General features: G+C 71.6%; 16 protein-coding genes and 1 riboswitch. Of the genes, 3 read left to right on the top strand and 13 right to left on the bottom strand.

Annotated elements, in window-relative coordinates; translation table 11 throughout:
• Nucleotides 1-85 precede the first annotated feature (85 nt).
• From ACHUEU_RS02990 to ACHUEU_RS02975, 4 genes are all read right to left on the bottom strand, one after another.
• The gene (locus ACHUEU_RS02990) at nt 86-667 is read right to left on the bottom strand and encodes an ECF transporter S component (RefSeq protein ID WP_394214406.1); all 582 of its coding nucleotides are present in this window, start codon (nt 665-667) and stop codon (nt 86-88) included.
• Nucleotides 668-710: 43 nt separating this feature from the next.
• A riboswitch (TPP riboswitch) is annotated at nt 711-816 on the bottom strand.
• A 22-nt stretch (nt 817-838) separates the two neighbouring features.
• Entirely contained in the window at nt 839-1,405 is a 567-nt protein-coding gene (locus ACHUEU_RS02985; RefSeq protein WP_394214405.1) for a hypothetical protein, read from the bottom strand.
• Nucleotides 1,402-3,429: a M13 family metallopeptidase gene (locus ACHUEU_RS02980; RefSeq protein WP_394214404.1), complete on the bottom strand. Its 2,028-nt coding sequence runs from the start codon at nt 3,427-3,429 to the stop codon at nt 1,402-1,404. Before ACHUEU_RS02980 ends, ACHUEU_RS02985 begins: the two co-directional genes overlap by 4 nt.
• Before the next feature lie 37 nt (nt 3,430-3,466).
• Nucleotides 3,467-4,261 carry a hypothetical protein gene (locus tag ACHUEU_RS02975; RefSeq protein WP_394214403.1) on the bottom strand — a complete coding sequence of 265 codons (795 nt, stop codon included), beginning with the start codon at nt 4,259-4,261 and terminating at the stop codon, nt 3,467-3,469.
• A gap of 81 nt (nt 4,262-4,342) precedes the next feature.
• Here ACHUEU_RS02975 and ACHUEU_RS02970 point away from each other — a divergent pair, with 81 nt between their 5' ends.
• Nucleotides 4,343-5,407, top strand: a complete 1,065-nt coding sequence (locus ACHUEU_RS02970) for an ADP-ribosylglycohydrolase family protein (RefSeq protein ID WP_394214402.1) — start codon at nt 4,343-4,345, stop codon at nt 5,405-5,407.
• A complete protein-coding gene (locus tag ACHUEU_RS02965; RefSeq protein ID WP_394214401.1) occupies nt 5,404-6,129 on the top strand; it encodes an endonuclease/exonuclease/phosphatase family protein in 726 nt (241 codons plus the stop codon). Before ACHUEU_RS02970 ends, ACHUEU_RS02965 begins: the two co-directional genes overlap by 4 nt.
• Before the next feature lie 11 nt (nt 6,130-6,140).
• Here the strand turns inward: ACHUEU_RS02965 and ACHUEU_RS02960 are convergent, their stop codons facing one another.
• Nucleotides 6,141-8,207: a glycosyltransferase gene (locus tag ACHUEU_RS02960; protein WP_394214400.1), complete on the bottom strand. Its 2,067-nt coding sequence runs from the start codon at nt 8,205-8,207 to the stop codon at nt 6,141-6,143.
• Nucleotides 8,208-8,380: 173 nt separating this feature from the next.
• On the opposite strand from ACHUEU_RS02960, the gene ACHUEU_RS02955 reads away from it, so the two are divergent.
• Nucleotides 8,381-8,980, top strand: coding sequence for a class I SAM-dependent methyltransferase (locus tag ACHUEU_RS02955; protein ID WP_394214399.1), 600 nt, complete (start codon nt 8,381-8,383; stop codon nt 8,978-8,980).
• On the opposite strand, the gene ACHUEU_RS02950 is transcribed toward ACHUEU_RS02955, so the two are convergent.
• The 8 genes from ACHUEU_RS02950 to ACHUEU_RS02915 all read right to left on the bottom strand — a co-directional run bounded on the left by ACHUEU_RS02950 (nt 8,949) and on the right by ACHUEU_RS02915 (nt 17,594).
• Nucleotides 8,949-9,326 (bottom strand): hypothetical protein, encoded by a 378-nt coding sequence (locus ACHUEU_RS02950; protein ID WP_394214398.1) that lies wholly within the window; start codon nt 9,324-9,326, stop codon nt 8,949-8,951. The genes ACHUEU_RS02955 and ACHUEU_RS02950 overlap by 32 nt on opposite strands.
• 308 nt (nt 9,327-9,634) lie before the next feature.
• Entirely contained in the window at nt 9,635-11,302 is a 1,668-nt protein-coding gene (locus ACHUEU_RS02945) for an HNH endonuclease (RefSeq protein ID WP_394214397.1), read from the bottom strand.
• A gap of 334 nt (nt 11,303-11,636) precedes the next feature.
• Entirely contained in the window at nt 11,637-12,269 is a 633-nt protein-coding gene (locus tag ACHUEU_RS02940; RefSeq protein ID WP_463454935.1) for a response regulator transcription factor, read from the bottom strand.
• Nucleotides 12,266-13,612 carry a sensor histidine kinase gene (locus ACHUEU_RS02935; protein ID WP_394214395.1) on the bottom strand — a complete coding sequence of 449 codons (1,347 nt, stop codon included), beginning with the start codon at nt 13,610-13,612 and terminating at the stop codon, nt 12,266-12,268. The genes ACHUEU_RS02940 and ACHUEU_RS02935 overlap by 4 nt, the downstream gene beginning before the upstream one ends.
• A gap of 93 nt (nt 13,613-13,705) precedes the next feature.
• Nucleotides 13,706-14,146: an SRPBCC family protein gene (locus ACHUEU_RS02930; RefSeq protein ID WP_394214394.1), complete on the bottom strand. Its 441-nt coding sequence runs from the start codon at nt 14,144-14,146 to the stop codon at nt 13,706-13,708.
• Nucleotides 14,147-14,183: 37 nt separating this feature from the next.
• Nucleotides 14,184-14,504 (bottom strand): hypothetical protein, encoded by a 321-nt coding sequence (locus tag ACHUEU_RS02925; protein ID WP_394214393.1) that lies wholly within the window; start codon nt 14,502-14,504, stop codon nt 14,184-14,186.
• A gap of 69 nt (nt 14,505-14,573) precedes the next feature.
• Nucleotides 14,574-16,319, bottom strand: a complete 1,746-nt coding sequence (gene ilvD, locus ACHUEU_RS02920) for a dihydroxy-acid dehydratase (RefSeq protein ID WP_394214392.1) — start codon at nt 16,317-16,319, stop codon at nt 14,574-14,576.
• A 9-nt stretch (nt 16,320-16,328) separates the two neighbouring features.
• A complete protein-coding gene (locus ACHUEU_RS02915) occupies nt 16,329-17,594 on the bottom strand; it encodes an alpha-hydroxy acid oxidase (protein ID WP_394214391.1) in 1,266 nt (421 codons plus the stop codon).
• Between the last annotated feature and the right edge of the window lie 9 nt (nt 17,595-17,603).

The raw sequence follows: 17,603 nt of genomic DNA, 5'->3' as shown, positions 1-17,603 counted from the left end.
GCGGGTCAGGGGCCGCCAGCTCAGACCGGTCAGCTGCCGACCGGTGGTGGCGGGGGAGCGGGGACGGGTGATCGTGGCCGCCTGCTCAGGCCTCGGCGACCCGGGCGTGCTCCCGACCGGCGGCGAGGGCGTCCACCGCGCCGGTGGAGACCAGCGCCCGGGTCGCCGCCCAGCCGAGCCCGCCGCACAGCAGCGCCCCGGAGAGCACGAAGCAGGCGAGCATCACACCGGAGAAGGCCCAGCTCATCTCCGGGTAGTAGGCGAACTTCTCCCATCCCCACTCCAGCAGCGCGGCGAGTACGCCGGCCAGCACGGCGACCGGCAGGGTGAAGCGCCGGTAGCGGGTCAGCAGGAACGCGAGCTCGACGCCACCGCCCTGCATCAGACCGGAGATCGCGGTGCCCCAGCCCCACTGGCTGCCCAGCAGCATCGAGAGCACGGCGGCGAGCATCCCGGCCAGCAGGGCGGCACCCGGCTTGCGCACGATGAGCCCCGCGAGCATCGCCGGCAGGAACCAGATCCCGGCCAGCAGGCCCTCGGCGGGCTTGAACGCCGCGGTGAGCGGACCGATCAGCGTGTACAGCTGGCCGTAGCCCAGGTACGCGACGCCGAAGGCGGCGCCGATCAGAACGGTGACCAGCAGGTCCACGGTGCGGAAACGAGTCATCACTTCTCCTTCCCTCTGGAAGGGGCGCGGGCACCGGCGGCGCTCCACGGATATCCCGACTCCCTACGCCGGTGCGAGCCGGATCAGGTTCGAGGGTCTGCGCAGGATGCGCACTCTCAGCACCTCGCGGTGCTCCCCTGTCAGTGGATGACGAGAGATGAGTCTACCCGGTCAGCGGCGGGCGCGGATCGCCTGGTCGACGGCGGCTGCCGTGGCGCGGGGGTCCTCGGGGGAGAGGATGTAGTGGGTGGAGCCGCGGCCGATGATCTCGACCATCGTCCCCGACCGGGTGACCAGCATCCGGTAGGGCTGTTGGACCTGGTCGAGGGTGAAGATCTTCCGCGCCCCGACGGGGGTCAGCTCCGCGGGCCGCGGAGTCGTCGCCCGGCTGCGACGCCATCCATAGCCGCCGAGGGTCACACCCACCCGCGAGCGCGGCAGCTCGCGCAGCTGGACGGTGCGGAAATCCGCCAGCGGCCAGGGCCGGCGAGGCAGGAACCCTCCCAGGCTCACCGACAGGCCGTGCTCGTCCACGATGAAGCGGGTCCACTGCCCCATCCAGGTCCACACGGCGAGCCCCAGGAACAGCACCGCCACCAGCAGGACGCCCGTCGGCGTGGAGCGCTGAGCCATCAGCAACGCGAGCACGGCCCCGGCCACCAGCGTGATCGCGATGCGGGTCCAGCCGATGGAGGAGGGCCGGGTGCGGCCCACGTAGAACGGCGGCTCCGGCCTCACCAGATGCTCACCCTCTCCTCGGGGGCGCGGTACATCGCATCACCCTCGCGGACGTCGAAGGCGGCGTGGAACTCCTCGAGGTGGCCGGCGACCGTGTTGCAGCGGAACTCCATCGGGGCATGGGGGTCCACCGCCAGGCGACGGATCGCCTCCTGGGGGCGATGCTTCCCGCGCCACACCGTGGCCCAGGACCAGAACACCCGCTGCAGGCCGGTGAGGCCGTCGATCTCGGTCTCCACCTCGGCGGCGTCGCGGCTGGCCAGGTAGGCCTTCACCCCGATGGACAGCCCGCCCAGGTCGCCGATGTTCTCACCGATGGTCAGCGCACCGTTGACGCGGTGGGCGTCATCGAGCTCCCGGGGGGAGAGGGCCGAGTACTGGGTGATGAGCTGCGCGGCGCGCGCGTCGAAGGCCTCGCGGTCCTCCGGCGTCCACCAGGAGAGCAGGTTGCCGTCGCCGTCGTACTTCGAGCCCTGGTCGTCGAAGCCGTGGCCCACCTCGTGCCCGATCACCGCGCCGATCCCACCGAAGTTCACGGCATCGTCGGCCTCGGCGTCGAAGAACGGCGGCTGCAGGATCGCGGCGGGGAAGACGATCTCGTTCGCGCCGGGGTTGTAGTAGGCGTTGACCGTCTGCGGGGTCATGTGCCACTCGGTCTCGTCGATCGGTCCCCCCACCTTGGCGAACTCGAAGGCGGCCTCGAAACGGCGGGACGCGCGGGCGCTGGCGACCAGGTCTCCGGGAACGATCTCGAGGCCGTCGTACTCGCGCCACTGCTCGGGATAGCCGATCTTCGGGGTGAACTTCTCGAGCTTGGCCAGTGCCTTCTGGCGAGTGACCGGGGTCATCCACGGCAGGTTCTCGATGGAGTCGCGGTAGGCGTCCATCAGTGCGTCGACCAGCTCGGTCATGCGCTTCTTGTGGGCGGCCGGGAAGTGGCGGGCGACGTATTCGCGGCCCACCGCGAATCCGACGGCACCCTCGACGAAGGCGACGGCGCGCTTCCACCGCTCGCGCAGCTCCTCAGCCCCCGAGAGGATCTTCCCGGAGAAGGCGAAGTCCTCGTCGACCAGGGCAGCCGGACCGTAGGGGGCGTAGGAGGAGACGGCGTGGACGGCCAGCCACGAGCGCAGCACCGCGAGGTCCTCCCCGGCCAGCAGCTCGGCGGCGGCGGTGACGAACTCGGGCTGACCGATCGAGATCACCTCGAGGGCCGGGGCCGGAGCGCCGGTGCCCTCGAGATAGGCGTCCCAGGGGAAGGCGGGGGCCAGCTGGTCGCGCTGCGCGGCATCCATCGGGTTGTAGGACTGCTCCCGATCGCGCACGCGCACCACGTCCAGATGGCACGCGGCCAGGCGGGTCTCGAAGTCCATCACGGCGGCGGCGAGGTCCTCGGGGCTCCCGGCGACCAGGCCGTCGCGTCCGGGGAGCGCGGCGAGACGGGCGAGGTTCGCGAGGTGCCGGGCGTATGCGGTGCGGATCTCGGCGTAGCGCTCCTCGCGGTAGTAGGACTCGTCCGGCAGGCCCAGCCCACCCTGGTGGATCTTCACCTGGTAGTTCGTGGAGTCCATATCGTCCGTCCAGACGTAGGCCAGCAGCGCGGAGGCGCCCGAGTCCGGGGCGGCCATGGCACGCACGATCCCCTCGAGATCCGTGGTGGCGGTGACGGTGCTCAGCGGGTCCTCGAGCACGGCGAGGCCGGCCTGCTCGATCGCCTCGGTGTCCATGAACATCCGGTACAGGGCGCCCACTCGCGCATGGTCGGTGGTGGGGACCATCTCACCGTGCGGATCGCGGCCCTCCTCGTCGGCCGCGGCCTCCTCGACGATCTCCCGCACCCGTTCCTCGGAGAGGTCGCGCAGGGCGTGGAAGGCGCCATCGCTCGAGCGGTCCGCGGGCATCTCGTGCTCGCGCAGCCACCGGCCGTTGACGTGGCCGAAGAGATCGTCCTGGAGGCGGACGGACGTATCGACCTGGTCCAGCCAGAGGCCGGAGCGGCGGGCGGTCGTGGGGGCAGTGGTCATCATCGGCTCCTGCGGGGTGGGGTGCGGACGGGAAGGATCAGAGGGCGAGCAGCCCGAAGGCGGCGAGCGCCAGAGTGAGCAGCCCCAGGCCGACGGGCACATAGGCCCACGGGCTGCGGGAGCGCTCGGCCGGCGCGCGGCGGTGCAGCACCAGCGTGGAGAGCCCCACACCGATCGAGAGCACGATGGTGCCGATCGCCAGCACCGGCGAGAGGATCACCAGGATTGTGGCACCGACCTGGAACATCACGGTGCCGGCCACGTCGAGCAGGCGCATCAGCACGGTGGAGCGGGCACCGATCCGGTGCGCCAGCATCGTGGAGACCGCCTCCTTCGACCACTCGCCGGGACGGGCGATCCGCTGCCGGGTGGCGATGGTCTGGGCGGTCGCGAGGATCAGCCAGACCAGCGCGCAGCCGGCACCGACCCAGATGCCGAGCTCCGGGCGGACATCCGCCGGCCACAGCAGGATCGCCAGCAGCACCGCCGCGACCCGCAGCAGCTCCTCGACGACGCTGCGCACCGCCAGCAGGCCCGGGTTCACCGCCAGCTGGGTGCGGGTGCGAGCCACGAACAGACTGGTGGCCACCAGTGAGATCAGCTGCGCGGCGCCGAGCCCGATGCCCAGCAGCAGCGGGACCGGGGTGAGGGGCGCGAAGGGCAGGATCGCCAGCACCAGGACGACAGCCAGCACGGGGATCAGCAGTGCCTGGATCGACAGGCCCTTGACGAGGTCCCGGACCAGGTCCGCGCCGGTGGGCGGATGGTCGTGGCCGGTGTGGTCGTGGGGGTCGTCGAAGTGCGGTGCGGAGGCCGCGGGGGTGTCGGTCATGGAGCTCCTTCTGGGTCCTCACCAGGGTACCGGGGCTGGACTGTGTGCAGTGTGCTGCCACCGGTGTGGAACCATGGGCGCGTGACGACGGATGCCATGAACTCCCCCTCGGAGGGCCTTTCTCCGCTCCAGCGCCAGCGTGCCGTCGGCACCGTCGTGGCAGCGGCGGCAGGAGATGCACTGGGCGCCCCCTACGAGTTCCAGCCGCCGGTGGCCGCTTCCGAGGACATCGACATGATCGGGGGCGGGGTCCTCGACTGGCAGCCGGGGGAGTGGACCGACGACACCGCGATGGCGGTCGTGGTGCTGGAGGCGTCCCTCGCCGCCTCCGACGGGCATGACCTGCGGGTCGAGACAGCACAGGACCACATCGCACGCGAGTGGTACTCGTGGTCGCTGGGCACTCCGGACATCGGCACGCTCACCTCGCAGGTGATCCGCACCGCGGCCGAGCTGGCCCGGGAGGACGGTCATTACGCCCCGCGGGCGAAGGATTTCCGGAGCGCCGCGGCCACCGCCCATGAGCGGCTGCCGGCCTCCGCGGGCAACGGCTCGCTGATGCGGGTGCACGTGGCCGTGCTGCCGTACCTGCGCTCGCCCGTGGAGGACGCGGTCGAGGCGATCACCGCGGTGTGCCGCTTGACACACGTGCATCCGGAGACGATCGAGGCGAACGTCCTGTGGGGGCTGGCCGTGCGCCACGCCGTCCTCACCGGTGAGATCGATGTGCGGGTGGGGTTGGGGCAGCTTCCCGCCGACCGACGTGCGCTGTGGCTCGAGCGGATCGAGGAGGCGGAGCTCTCGACGCCGGTGAGGTTCCGTCGCAACGGCTGGGTGGTCAGTGCCTTCCAGGCCGCCTGGGCGGCGATCGCCGGCGTCAGCCCGATCCCGGAGGGCAAGTTCGCCCAGCGGGATGCGCTCGGCGCGGCACTGCGATCCGCGGTGCGCGCCGGCTACGACACCGACACGATCGCGTGCATCACCGGTGCGCTGATGGGGGCGGCGCTCGGCCCCAAGGCGGTGCTGCCGGAGTGGCGACGGATGCTCTTCGGGTGGCCGAGCTATGAGGTCGACGAGCTCAAGGGCCTGGTCGAGCGCGTGATCGCACCGATGGTCCGCCAGGATGGCGGGGGGAATCGCGCGTGACGCGGACGTCGTGGGAGCTGCGGATCCTCAGCTGGAACCTGTGGGAGCTGCGCGGGGATCTCGTCGCGCTGATCGAGGCCGCCCGGGACCTGCGGCCCGACGTGCTGCTGATCCAGGAGGCGCCGCGCTTCGTGCTGTCCACGGCCCGGCTGCAGTGGCTGGCCCGCCGCACCGGCCGACGGGTGCTCCTCGGCGGCGCCGGCGGTCGCGGCCTGGCGATCCTCGCCACCGAGGAGGTCGCGGCCCAGGTGATCCGCCGCGGCACGCATCCCGTGACGCAGACGATGTCGGATCTGAACTCGATCTATCCCCGCGGGGTCGCCGCGGTGCGGCTCTCGATCCCCGGCGGCGGCGCCGTGGTGGTCGCCTCGACGCATCTGGCGCTGCAGGAGGAGAACCGGCTGCGGCACGCGGAGCACCTGGCTGCGCTGGTGCGCGGCGCCGGGGCGCCGGTCATCGTCGGCGGGGACCTCAACGAGACGGCCGACGGTGCGGCGCGGCGCCTGCTCGCGCCGCTGCTCAGCGATCCGGTGGACGGTGCAGATCCCGCAGGGCACACCTTCCCGGCCGCGTCCCCGAGCCGTCGCATCGACGCGGTGCTGGTCACGGACGGGGTTCGGGTGCTGGACGCCCGCGCCGTGCGCTCCACCCGGACGGTCGCGGGGGAGCGGCTCCCCGGGGCCTCCGACCATCTGCCCACGCTGCTGGACGTCTCGCTCTGAGCGTCGGCCCGTCAGCCCCGCACGTGCAGTCCGGTGCGCAGCCGCACCACGTCGTCCTGCCCGCCGACATGGCGGATCGCGGTGCCGCCCGGCTCCTCACCGACGACGGTGAGCTGGGTGCGGTAGGAGTCCACCGCGCGCAGCACGACCTCGGCCGTGCCAGGGTGGCCGCGCTCCCGGATGTCGGAGCCGGACCCCGTCTCGGTCCCCGACTCTGACTCGGTCCCTGACCCTGGACCTGCCCCGGTCCCGGGGCCGTCCGGGAGCACGCTGGCGATCTGGACCAGCGGGATCCCGGCGCGGGCACAGGCCGTGACGGCGACGTGATGCGCCCGGACGTGGTCGGGATGCCCGTACGTCCCCTCGTCGTCGTACCCGATGACGGCATCCGGCCGCACCGCCTCGAGGAGGGCCACCAGGTCGGCGACGGCCTCCTCGAGCGGGCGGAGGGAGAAGCTGTCGGGCCCGGCGCTCTCCGAGGGACCCGCGAGCCCCTCCTGCACCCACCGCATGCCCGAGTCCCGGTACCGGCGCGGCGCGGCACCGGGGGCCAGGGCCGGGGCGGTGCCGAGCCAGTGCCGTTCGGTGATGCCCAGTGCGGAGGCGGCGGTGGCGATCTCCGCCTCGCGGACCTCCTCGAGAGGCCGTGACTCCCCGACATCGAGCGCTCCGGGTACGATCTCGCCCTCCTCCCCGCGGGTCGCCGTCACCAGCACCACCTGGGTCCCGGCCGACGTCAGCGACGCGATCAGGGGGCCGGTCGAGAGGGACTCGTCGTCCGGGTGCGCGTGCACGGCCAGGACCGTCGTGGCGTCATCGAGCACCCGCCAGGGGTCGGGGACCGGGACCGGGGCCGGGATCGCGGGGTGCGAGACGACGGCGGCATAGAGTCCGGCGAGGGACTCCGCGGCGGCATCCCAGGTGCGGGTCGCAGCGAACTCCCGTGCGGAATGCACCGCGGTGCGGTAGCGGTCCGCGTCACCGAGCAGGGACTGCAGCGCCTCGGCCCAGACGTCGGCGTCACGACTCTCGAGCACTAGCCCCTCGGGACCGACGGCCTCCTGCACCCCGCCCGCGCAGCGCCAGGCGAGCACCGGGGTACCGCTGGCCTGGGCTTCCAGGGCGACCAGTCCGAAAGTCTCGGACCAACTGGTCAGCAGCAGCGCCCCCGCGCAGCGCATCGCCTCGGCCAGCTCGTCGCGGCCCAGGGCGCCGACGAACTCCACCCGGTCCCCGACCCCGAGCTCGCCCGCCAGTGCCCGCAGCTCCTCGAGGTACTCCGCGAAGTCCTCGGAGGTGCCGCCGGCGAGCACGAGTCGGGCACCGAGCGCCGGGTCGAGGCGGGAGAGGACCTCGAGGGCGAGATCGGGTCCCTTCAACGGTTGCAGCCGGGCGGTGAACAGCAGCGTCGGTCCGATCCGGCGGTCCTCCACGTCCGGGCAGGGGCTGAAGCGTTCGATGTCCACGCCGGGACGGACCACGCTCAGCCGGGAGCCCGGCACCCCGTACCGCTCGCCGACGGTGCGGGCCTCGGCCTCGGACACCGCGACCACCAGGTCGGAGCCGGTGGCGGCGAACTGCTCGCCCGGGATGCGGCCGTGGGACTCGGCGGGCTCCCCGGCATCGAGCGACCCGGCGCCCTCCGGGGCCGCCACCGAGTGGAAGGACTGCAGGTGCGGGACGCCGAGCTCGCGTGCGACGGGGAGCGCGGCGACCCCGCTGAACCAGTGATGGGAATGGACGAGGTCCCAGCCCCCGGCGGGGTCGTCAGCGGTGAGCACCGTGTGCAGGGCGGTGCGAAAAGGTGCGATCGCCTGTTCCATCGCGCTCTTGGCCAACGGGGCAGCAGGACCCGCGTCGAGGTGGTGCAGCCGCACCCCGGTGGCGATCTCGATGATGTCCGGGGCCAGGGGATCGCTGCGCCGGGTGAAGAGGTCGACGCGGTGCCCGAGGCGGGCGAGCGCGAGGGACTGCTCGAGCACGACGACGTTCATGCCACCGGCGTCGGCCCCACCCGGATCCTCGAGGGGGGAGGTGTGCAGGGAGACCGCAGCGATGCGCAGGGAGGGGACGGACATGCCCGTCATCCTAGGCGGGCGGCGCGACCACGGGTCGGCACGGTGGCGATCCGGAGGCTGTCCGGGCCCAGGGGATAGCGCAGTATGCCCTGGTGTTCGCCGGTGACGAAACTTGAGGCGTCCTGCGTCACGGGAAGTTGAAATGGGCACCTGCATGATAGAGCCTGAATCGCATGGAGACGGCGGAGAAAGTTGACTGGGCAGCGTTGAACGCCCATGCGGCGGGCCGCCCCGCTCGCCGCCTGGTGACCAAGGCGATCGCAGCGGTCGGTGGCGACCGCCAGCCGGGGGTCGTGCTCGACCTCGGCGCTGGTGCCGGCGCCGACTCCCTGCAGTTCGCTCGTCACGGCTGGACGGTGCACGCCTACGACAGCGATGACACCCTCGCCGCGCGCCTGGTGGAGAACGAGCGGATGTCCGGCTCGGTCCAGTTCCACCACACCGATATCGCGGACGTCCCGGTCTTCCCCGCTGCGCAGATCGTGTACTCGACCTACACGCTGGGCCTGCTGGGCCCGACGGCGCTGCCCGAGGTTTGGCGCAAGCTCGTGGCCTCGTTGCCGCGCGGCGGCGTGATGGCGGTGGACTTCTTCGGCACCAATGACTCCTGGGCGGAGCGTCCCGACGTGGCGACCCTGCCGCTCGAGGAGATCGACGCGATGTTCAGCGACTTCCAGGTGCTCGATCGCTCGACGCGTGACGAGGACGGCCGCTTCCTGTCCGAGAAGAAGCACTGGCACGTCATCTCCACCCTCGCGCGCAAGCTCCGCTGAGCGGGCCCGTCCTACCTCGCATCCGGACTGCGGGCCGCGCCGCCCCCGGCTCGCGGTGAGCATCCGATCGCGCCATCCGGCGGCCGATGACGCCATGGCCACTGGCAGCGTCGTCTCCGACGCCAGCTGCCACCCCTGATCGGGCCGGGTGCTGTGTGCAGCATGCCTCCGCAGCGAACGGCGCGCTCCTGCCGCAGTTCTGCATGGACCGGACCTGCACGGGGCCGGATCCGCACCTCCGCTGCTCTCGCACCGCGAGGACCAGGGACTGCGCATCCTGGAGGGCCGTGTTCGCCCCGTGTCCCACATTCGGTGCCAGCGCATGCGCCGCATCGTCCGGCAGCACGACGTTCTGCCGGACGGGCCGCACCGGCCTCACCGTGCGTCGCAGATGTGCGAGGTGCCCGCACCAGGTCTCGGTGCGGAGCTCGGGCACGCAGGCGAATCAGTTGGTGTCCCGGCCAGGAGAGTGATGCCGAACAGCCCGCCCCCTCCCGCAGGGGACGGATGTCCTCGATGTGTCGCCTGGTGATGACGACGGGACCTGGGGGCGTGTCCAGGAGGATGCGTACCGGCTCGCAGCGGGAGGTGAGCACTCCGAGGCGAGCGGGCACGGACTGCGCGGGCGGGGAGAGATCGCCACGTCGGTGGTGATCAACCCGATGTCGGTGGCGGATCCGGAGGAGGATCGGAGGACGGTGCCGGGCCCGGTGGCACCTCCGGTGGTGGCGGGGCGAGCAGCGGGGGAGTCCAGGAGAGGCCCTGCGCTCCGTGCGGACTGGTCCAGAACCAGGCCGTGGGTGGGGATGGCGCTGGGGGTGGCGACGATGGCGTGCCCGGCGTGCCCGGCGTGCCGTCGGATGTCGGGGTCGATGCCGTGCTCGGTGCGCTCTCGCCGGTCAGGGGCGCGAGCACCCACAGCCCGTGCTCCTTGAGCAGGTTGCAGCGCACGCACAGCCCTTGACCATTCGCATAGCTGGTCGACCCGCCGCGGTGGAAGGGGACGACATGGTCGCTCTGCCGGATCACCGCATTGCACCATGGGGTGCGGCAGGTGGTATCCCGCCAGCGGATCATGCGGGCCAGCCCGGCGGGAAACGCCCGGGAGCGGGACTCCATCGCGACCAGTTCTCCGGTGGTCGGGTTCGTGTAGAGGCGCCGGTAGAACGCGGAGACCTGTTCGTCGGGATGCTCGTCCTCACCATGGCGCAGGTGTCCCGGAGGCCTGCCGAGCAGGGAATCACGGACGATGTGCGCCGGGATGGTGCCGTACCCCTCGAGGTGGGCGCTCTCGGCGTCGTCGTCACGTCCCAGCAGGGCGGTGTCGGAGATGACGATGCCGACGTCGAGTCCTGGCTGCGTCCGCGGTCGGCGAGGAGCGTGCGGAGTCTCCTGTGTGGTCACCCGGACTGCGGAGGGATCACGGGCGAGCACGGCGTCGACCAGCAGGTCCGCTTCGAGGGCGGGGGCGGAGGTCTTCTCCCCGGCGGCGCGCAGGGAACCGGCACCGGAATGCAGGGCCTGCATCATCCCGACGGCATCGATGCCGCGCAGAACGGCGGTGACCCGGGCCATCCCGTCCGCCAGCGGTGCCATGGTCACGTGCCGCGCCCGCGCGGCGCGCTCCGCGCGTACCTGCGAGGTCTCGGGTTCCAGGTGCTGGACCATCTCCTCGATGTCCGAGCGCAGGCGCTTGTGCCCTTTCCCCTGGAGGGTCTGCGGATCCTGCTGGATGAGCTCGTCGATCCGGCGGCAGGTCTCGGGCGAGGCCGTCGAGAGCGCGCCCGCCACCGCGGAGGCCTGCTGTGCGGTCACGGCGCCCTCCCGGAGGGAGTCGACCGTGCCGGGCATGTGCTGGAGGAGTCGCCGAGCGGAGGCCAGGGAGAAGGAGGACGCGGCGGGAGAGATGCGGCGGGCCAGTGCGATCTCGCTGTGGGCACCTCTGCCCTGCCGAGAGGCCGGGAGCCCGCGCTGTGCATCTGCGCGACGGATGCGCTGCTCCGCGGCGACCTGCCAGGTCGCATCCATCGCGGAGAGCGAGGAGCGCAGCTGGTCGATCCCGGAGAGGACAGCGAGTGCTTCCTCGGGGGACCCGGCGGCGGTGTCGGGCAGGGGGTCGCGCACCGATCTGGTGCGGGTGAAGGCCACGAGCGTGGCGCTGAGCACCTGTGCGAGCACGACTCGCGCCGCCGGGCTCGCCTCGACCTCGATCAGGGTGGACGCCGCGGAGGCCAGGACGTCCACCGAGGGCGAGGCGCCGTCCCGGTGAGGAGCAGCCTCACCGGGGCGGTCCCCGTCGTCGCTCGGTGTCGTCGATTCCATACCCGGAATCGTAGTCACGTTCGATACGCGCTGTCACCCCTGGCGCGGAATCTGTGGATAACTCTGCAAGGCACCCCAGAATGTGGAAGAAAATGTGGATGAATATGCTCGGTGGAGGAACGGTCATATCGGTGGGCACGGTGTCCGCAGGGTTGCTCGATGCGGGAGATCGCCTCCGCGTCGCAGCCCCGGACACGCGGAGCAGCGCGAATGCAGACGAGAAGACTCGTTTCGGGGCGCCGTCAAGAATGCCGGTAAGGATTGTGGACGATGAAGGTGTGGGGAGGGTTGGTCGTTCGATCTCCCACCGGGCACGCTCCGGCCGAGCAGCCTCTCAGCGAGCCAGCAGGGTCAGCACCGCGGTCACCCGGCGGTGCACCCCTGCATCCTCGTCGAGCCCGAGCTTCGCGAACAGGCGCTGCGTGTGCTTCTCCACCGCGCCGCCGCTGATGTACAGCCGCTGCGAGATGCCGGCATTGGTCAGCCCCTCGCCCATCAGTTCCAGGACCTCGCGTTCGCGCGGTGTGAGCTCGTCCAGCGGGGTGCGCCGACGCGAGGAGATCACCTGCGCGATCACGTCCGGGTCGATCGCCACGCCGCCGGCGGCCACCCGCTCGATCGATTCCAGGAAGGCCCGGATGTCGAAGACGCGATCCTTGAGCAGATAGCCCGTGGACTGCACCCCGGACTCGATCAGCTCGGTCGCATAGCCGACCAGCACGTACTGGCTCAGCAGAACGATCGGTGCCTGCGGCCACTGCGCGCGGATCTGCTGGGCTGCCCGCAGCCCCTCATCGGTATGGGTGGGTGGCATCCGGATGTCGGAGATGATCAGCGCCGGACGCAGCTCCAGCGCACGCGCCACCAGCTCGGTACCGGTCGCGACGGTGCCGACCACCTCGTGGTCGGCCTCCTCGAGCACCAGGCGCAGGCCCTCCCGGATCAATGCGGAGTCATCCGCGATCACGACGCGCACGGGATCACCGCCTCGATCCGCGTTCCGCGGCCCGGCGGCGAGGACACCGTGAGCCGGCCCTCCAGGGAGGCGACACGGCCGGCGAGGCCGGCCAGGCCCCCGTCGGCGCGCATCTCGGCGCCGCCGCGCCCGTCGTCCTCGATCCTCACCCGCGCCTCATCGCCGATCCGGGCCAGCTCCACCCGGACGCTCCGGGCCCCGGAGTGCTTGGCGGTATTGGTCAGCGACTCGGAGACGACGTAGTACACCCCGATCTCGACATGCTCGGGCAGCTCCAGCTCGGGGGCCTCGACCGTGGCGGGGATCGGGGAGATCGCCGCGAGCTCCGTGAGAGCGGCGGCGAGCCCGCGGTCCACCAGCACCGGCGGGGCGATGCCGCGGGAGAGGCGGCGGAGGTCATCGAGGGTGAGGCCCAGCTGCTCACGGGTCTCCCGCAGCACCGCCCGTGCTTTCTCGGGATCCTTCCGGGCGAGCGACTCCACTCGCGCGAGGTCCATCGAGGCGCGCACCAGGCGCTGCTGGGGCCCGTCGTGCAGATCCCGCTCGAGTCGCCGCAGAGCGGCGGATTCCGCCGAGCGGCCCGCGGCGCGGGACTGCTCGGTGCGCAGCAGGCGCTGCTGGTCCCGGTACCGCGAGCTCAGCAGCCCGCGCGCCACCGCCTGGTGCAGCGCGGTGAGTCCGCGCACCACCGGACCGAGTGTGAGCAGGAACAGCAGCCCCGCGAGGACCTGCAGGCTCACATCCACCGCGAGCGTGTACGGCTCAGCAACCCCCATCAGCGCAGCCAGGCCGCTGCCCTCCGCGGGTGGGAGCGTCTGCTCCAGCGCCAGGGTCGCCACCGGCCCGCCCACCGTCGCGAGAGCGCCCACCATCCAGGCCAGCGCCAGCGGGAAAGTGATCAGGGCGAGCAGGAAGTTGACCAGCACCCAGAGTGAATCCAGCCAGTTCTGGGGGTCCGTCAGCGGGGTGAGCAGGCGGCGCGCCCTGCCGGCGCCCGCCGGAGCCCGGACCGGTGCCGGGGTGGGCAGGGTGGTGCCCAGGATCGTGGACTGCAGGGCTCGTTCGACCCTCGCGAAACCGTGCGCCACCAGCACCCCGGCCACCAGGATCGGCAGCCCGATCCAGATGACGATGGTGGCCGCGCCGGCGGACAGCAGGCCGAGGACGAGGGAGAAGCCGACAGCTCCCAGCACCATGGCGAGGAAGCCATAGGCGAGGAACCGCCCGATCCGGGAGGCCCAGCGGCTGATCGACCAGGGCTGAGCAGGCGCGGCGGGAGCAGAGGAGGGCGGGGACTGCCCCTCGAGGGACTCGGGCACGGTCACGGTGGTCATGTCTCCACTCTGTGGGTGCGAGGCCGCGCGTCCCATCCTGGCACCGGGACGGACGATGTCGGGCTGGCCCGACGTCGGTGGTGCTCCGCCTGCTCAGCCCTGCTCGCAGATCTCCTTCAGCGTGGCGAGGTCCTCGGCGACGGCCTCCGCATCCTCCGCGAACTCGGCCTCGGACATCGTGCCCCGGCGCAGGGTGAACACGACCTCGCAGCGGGAGTCGTCCAGCTCCAGCACCCGCAGCGGGTTGAGCACCGATTCCCCGCTGGGGAGGGTGACGGTGTGGTCCATGACCCCGTACTCGTTCTCCGGGACGAAGCTGATCAGCACCCGCCCCATCGGGGAGTTCATCGACCACTGGGAGACCTCGCGCTGCACCTCCCCGCCGGCGAGCCCGGCGGCCCAGCGAGGGAGGTTCCGCGGGTCGCTCGCGAATTCGTACACCCGGCGCCAGGGGCGGTCGATGATGATGTCGAGATGGCGGGATGCGCCGGCCGAGCCCGTCGCGTCGTCGATCTGCTGTGCACTGTCGTTCATGTCGGCGACGCTAGCAGGGGTGGCCGACGGGTGGGCGTCAGCGCTGCGCCTCGGCCTCCCGCAGGGCGCCCAGCGCAGTGCGGACCACGGCACCGATGCTCGCCGGCTCCCGCAGCATCGCGCCGTCTGCAGAGGGGGACACCACCACCCAGCGGGGCTCCCCGCGCCGGCGCATCCGCCCGATCTCGATGCTGCCGCCCGTCGGCAGCGGGATCAACAGGGCGCCGCTCGGGCCGACCAGCAGTCGACGGTCGAGATCCGGCCGTCGTGCCAGCAGGAGGGTGCGGATCGTCTCCCGCTCGGTGTGGGCGGTGCCGCCCGAGGCGGGGTGCGCGAGGATCGAACCCGAGGAAGACATGTCCCGAGACTAGGGACGAGGTGCGACAGTCCACGGGGCCGGGACCTGAGCCGGAGGCCGCCCGGGCCCTCAGTCCCCGAGGATCGCACCGGTCGAGGCCGACTGCACGAGCTTCACGTACTTGCCGAGCACGCCCTTGGTGAACTTCGGGGGCAGCGGCTCCCAACCCTCGCGCCGGCTCTCCAGCTCCTCCTCGTCGACCAGCAGATCCAGTGCGCCCGTGCCCACGTCGAGCCGGATCCGGTCCCCGTCGCGTACGAAGGCGATCGGTCCGCCGTCCACCGCCTCCGGGGCGATGTGGCCGACGCACAGCCCGGTGGTGCCGCCGGAGAAGCGCCCATCGGTCATCAGCAGCACGTCCTTGCCGAGCCCCGCCCCCTTGATCGCGCCGGTGATCGCGAGCATCTCGCGCATGCCCGGCCCGCCCTTGGGGCCCTCGTAGCGGATCACCACTACGTCGCCGTGCGTGATCGTGCCGTCGTTCAGGGCGTCCAGCGCGTGCTGCTCCCGTTCGAAGACGCGGGCGGTGCCCTCGAAGACGTCGGCCTCGAAGCCGGCGGACTTCACCACTGCGCCCTCCGGGGCGAGGGAGCCGTGCAGGATGGTGATCCCGCCGGTGGGGGCGATCGGTGCCGAGGCGGGGCGCAGCACCTTCCCGTCGGCCGGGCGCGGGGCGAGCACCTCGAGGTTCTCGGCGATCGTGGAGCCGGTGACGGTCAGGCAGTCCCCGTCCAGCAGCCCCTCGTCCAGCAGGGTCTTCATCACCACCTGGATGCCGCCCACGTGGTCGACGTCGTTCATGACGTAGCGGCCGTAGGGCTTCAGGTCCGCGAGATGGGGCACCTTCGCGCCGATGCGGGCGAAGTCGCCCAGGGTGAGGTCGACATCGGCCTCGTGGGCGATGGCCAGCAGGTGCAGCACCGCGTTGGTGGAGCCTCCGAAGGCCTGGACCACTGCGATCGCGTTCTCGAAGGCGGCCTTGGTCATGATGTCGTGGCTGGTGATGCCCTGGCGCAGCATCTCCACCACGGCCTCACCCGCGCGGCGCGAATCCGCGTCTCGGCGACGATCGGCCGACGGGGGAGTGGCCGAGCCGGGGATCGACATCCCGATCGCCTCAGCGACCGTCGACATGGTGTTGGCGGTGTAGTAGCCGCCGCAGGCTCCCTCGCCCGGGCAGATGGAGCGTTCGATGCGGCCGAGGTCCTCACGGCTCATGAGCCCCCGCGCGCACGCGCCGATGGCCTCGAAGCCGTCGATGATGGTGACCTCCTTCTCCTCGCCGGTGGAGAGGCTCGCCCGGCCCGGCATGATCGTGCCCGCATAGACGAACACGCTGGCCAGGTCGAGGCGGGCGGCGGCCATCAGCATGCCCGGCAGGGACTTGTCGCAGCCGGCCAGCAGCACTGAGCCGTCCAGTCGTTCCGCGCTCATCACCGTCTCGACGCTGTCGGCGATCAGATCCCGGGAGACCAGCGAGTAGTGCATGCCGTCGTGCCCCATCGAGATCCCGTCGGAGACGGAGATGGTGCCGAACTGCAGCGGATACCCGCCACCGGAGTGGACGCCCTCCTTCGCCGCCTGCGCGAGGCGGTCCAGCGACAGGTTGCAGGGGGTGATCTCGTTCCAGGAGCTGGCGATCCCGATCTGGGGCTTGTCCCAGTCCGCGTCCCCCATCCCCACCGCACGGAGCATGCCGCGGGAGACGGTCGCGCCGAGCCCGTCGGTGACCTGGCGGCTGCGGGGCTTGATGTCCGGGGCCGAGAACGTGGCATCGGCAGCAGGGGCGGGGGCAGAGGAATCGTCAGCGCTCATGGATCGACTCTATGCCCCGGCCACGCGGCGTGGAAGACGACTCGCCCCTTGCGGCGTGAACCGGCTGAGCTGCGTGACGTGCTCGGGGGTGAGGTCCTGCAGGGTCTGGACCTGCAGCAGCTTCATCGTCCGCTCCACCTCGTCGGAGAGGATCTCGATCGTCCGGTCCACGCCCTGCCGGCCCCCGGCCATCAGGCCGTAGAGGTAGGCCCGGCCGATGAGGGTGAAGTCGGCACCGAGGGCGATCGCGGCGACGATGTCCGCGCCGCTGCGGATACCGGTGTCGAGGATGATCTCGAGGTCCTGGCCGACCTCGCGGGCCACCTCGGGCAGCAGGTGGAAGGGCACCGGGGCGCGGTCCAGCTGGCGCCCGCCGTGGTTGGACAGCACGATCGCGTCGACCCCGAGATCGGCGAGCTTCTTCGCGTCCTCGAGGGTCTGGACGCCCTTGATCGCCAGCTTCCCGGGCCACATCTCACGGATCTGCGCGAGGTCGTCGAAGTCGATGCTGGGATCCATCGCCGAGTTCAGCAGCTCGCCGACGGTGCCGCCGGTCTCGCTGAGCGAGGCGAACTCGAGCTTCGGTGTGGTCAGGAAGTCCCACCACCACCAGGGACGCGGGATGGCATCGACCACCGTGCCCAGGCTCAGCTGCGGCGGGATCGAGAAGCCGTTGCGGGCATCGCGCAGTCGGGCTCCTGCCACCGGGGTGTCCACGGTGAAGAACAGCGTGTCGTAGCCCGCCTTCGCCGCCCGTTTTACGAGACCGTAGGAGATCTCCCGCTGCCTCATCACGTACAGCTGGAACCAGTTGCGGCCGAGCGGGTTCGCGGCCTGCACGTCCTCGATCGAGGAGGTGCCGAGGGTGGAGAGGGTGAAGGGGATGCCGGCGGCTCCGGCGGCCCCGGCCCCGGCGATCTCGCCCTCGGTCTGCATCAGGCGGGTGAAGCCGGTCGGGGCGATGCCGAAGGGCTGCGCCGAGCTGCCGCCGAGGATCTGGGCGGTGGTGTCCACCTGGGAGACGTCGTGGAGGATCGAGGGGTGGAACTCGATGTCCTCGAAGGCCTGGACGGAGCGCGCCATCGAGATCTCGCCCTCGGCGGCGCCGTCGGTGTAGTCGAATGCGGCGGCGGGCGTGCGGCGCTTCGCGATCGTGCGCAGATCGTCGATGGTCAGCGCTCCGGAGAGGCGGCGGCGCTTGGGATCGAGGTCGGGCTTCTTGAACTTCATGAGCTCGAAGAGCTCGGCGGGGCGGGGGACCTGACGCTGGACCATGGGGTGCTC

Origin of the sequence: Brachybacterium vulturis (genome assembly GCF_043641765.1) — a bacterium.
GTDB lineage: Bacteria > Actinomycetota > Actinomycetes > Actinomycetales > Dermabacteraceae > Brachybacterium > Brachybacterium vulturis_A.
This window is presented reverse-complemented; position numbering and strand designations above follow the sequence as displayed.

Bases quoted from the DNA above. Each gene is read 5' to 3' on its own strand.
- ilvD (WP_394214392.1), bottom strand. From the start codon at position 16,319: ATGAGCGCTGACGATTCCTCTGCCCCCGCCCCTGCTGCCGATGCCACG.
- ACHUEU_RS02930 (WP_394214394.1), bottom strand. From the start codon at position 14,146: ATGAACGACAGTGCACAGCAGATCGACGACGCGACGGGCTCGGCCGGC.
- ACHUEU_RS02915 (WP_394214391.1), bottom strand. From the start codon at position 17,594: ATGGTCCAGCGTCAGGTCCCCCGCCCCGCCGAGCTCTTCGAGCTCATG.
- ACHUEU_RS02945 (WP_394214397.1), bottom strand. From the start codon at position 11,302: ATGGAATCGACGACACCGAGCGACGACGGGGACCGCCCCGGTGAGGCT.
- ACHUEU_RS02990 (WP_394214406.1), bottom strand. From the start codon at position 667: ATGACTCGTTTCCGCACCGTGGACCTGCTGGTCACCGTTCTGATCGGC.
- ACHUEU_RS02980 (WP_394214404.1), bottom strand. From the start codon at position 3,429: ATGACCACTGCCCCCACGACCGCCCGCCGCTCCGGCCTCTGGCTGGAC.
- ACHUEU_RS02960 (WP_394214400.1), bottom strand. From the start codon at position 8,207: ATGTCCGTCCCCTCCCTGCGCATCGCTGCGGTCTCCCTGCACACCTCC.
- ACHUEU_RS02975 (WP_394214403.1), bottom strand. From the start codon at position 4,261: ATGACCGACACCCCCGCGGCCTCCGCACCGCACTTCGACGACCCCCAC.
- ACHUEU_RS02925 (WP_394214393.1), bottom strand. From the start codon at position 14,504: ATGTCTTCCTCGGGTTCGATCCTCGCGCACCCCGCCTCGGGCGGCACC.
- ACHUEU_RS02955 (WP_394214399.1), top strand. From the start codon at position 8,381: ATGGAGACGGCGGAGAAAGTTGACTGGGCAGCGTTGAACGCCCATGCG.
- ACHUEU_RS02935 (WP_394214395.1), bottom strand. From the start codon at position 13,612: ATGACCACCGTGACCGTGCCCGAGTCCCTCGAGGGGCAGTCCCCGCCC.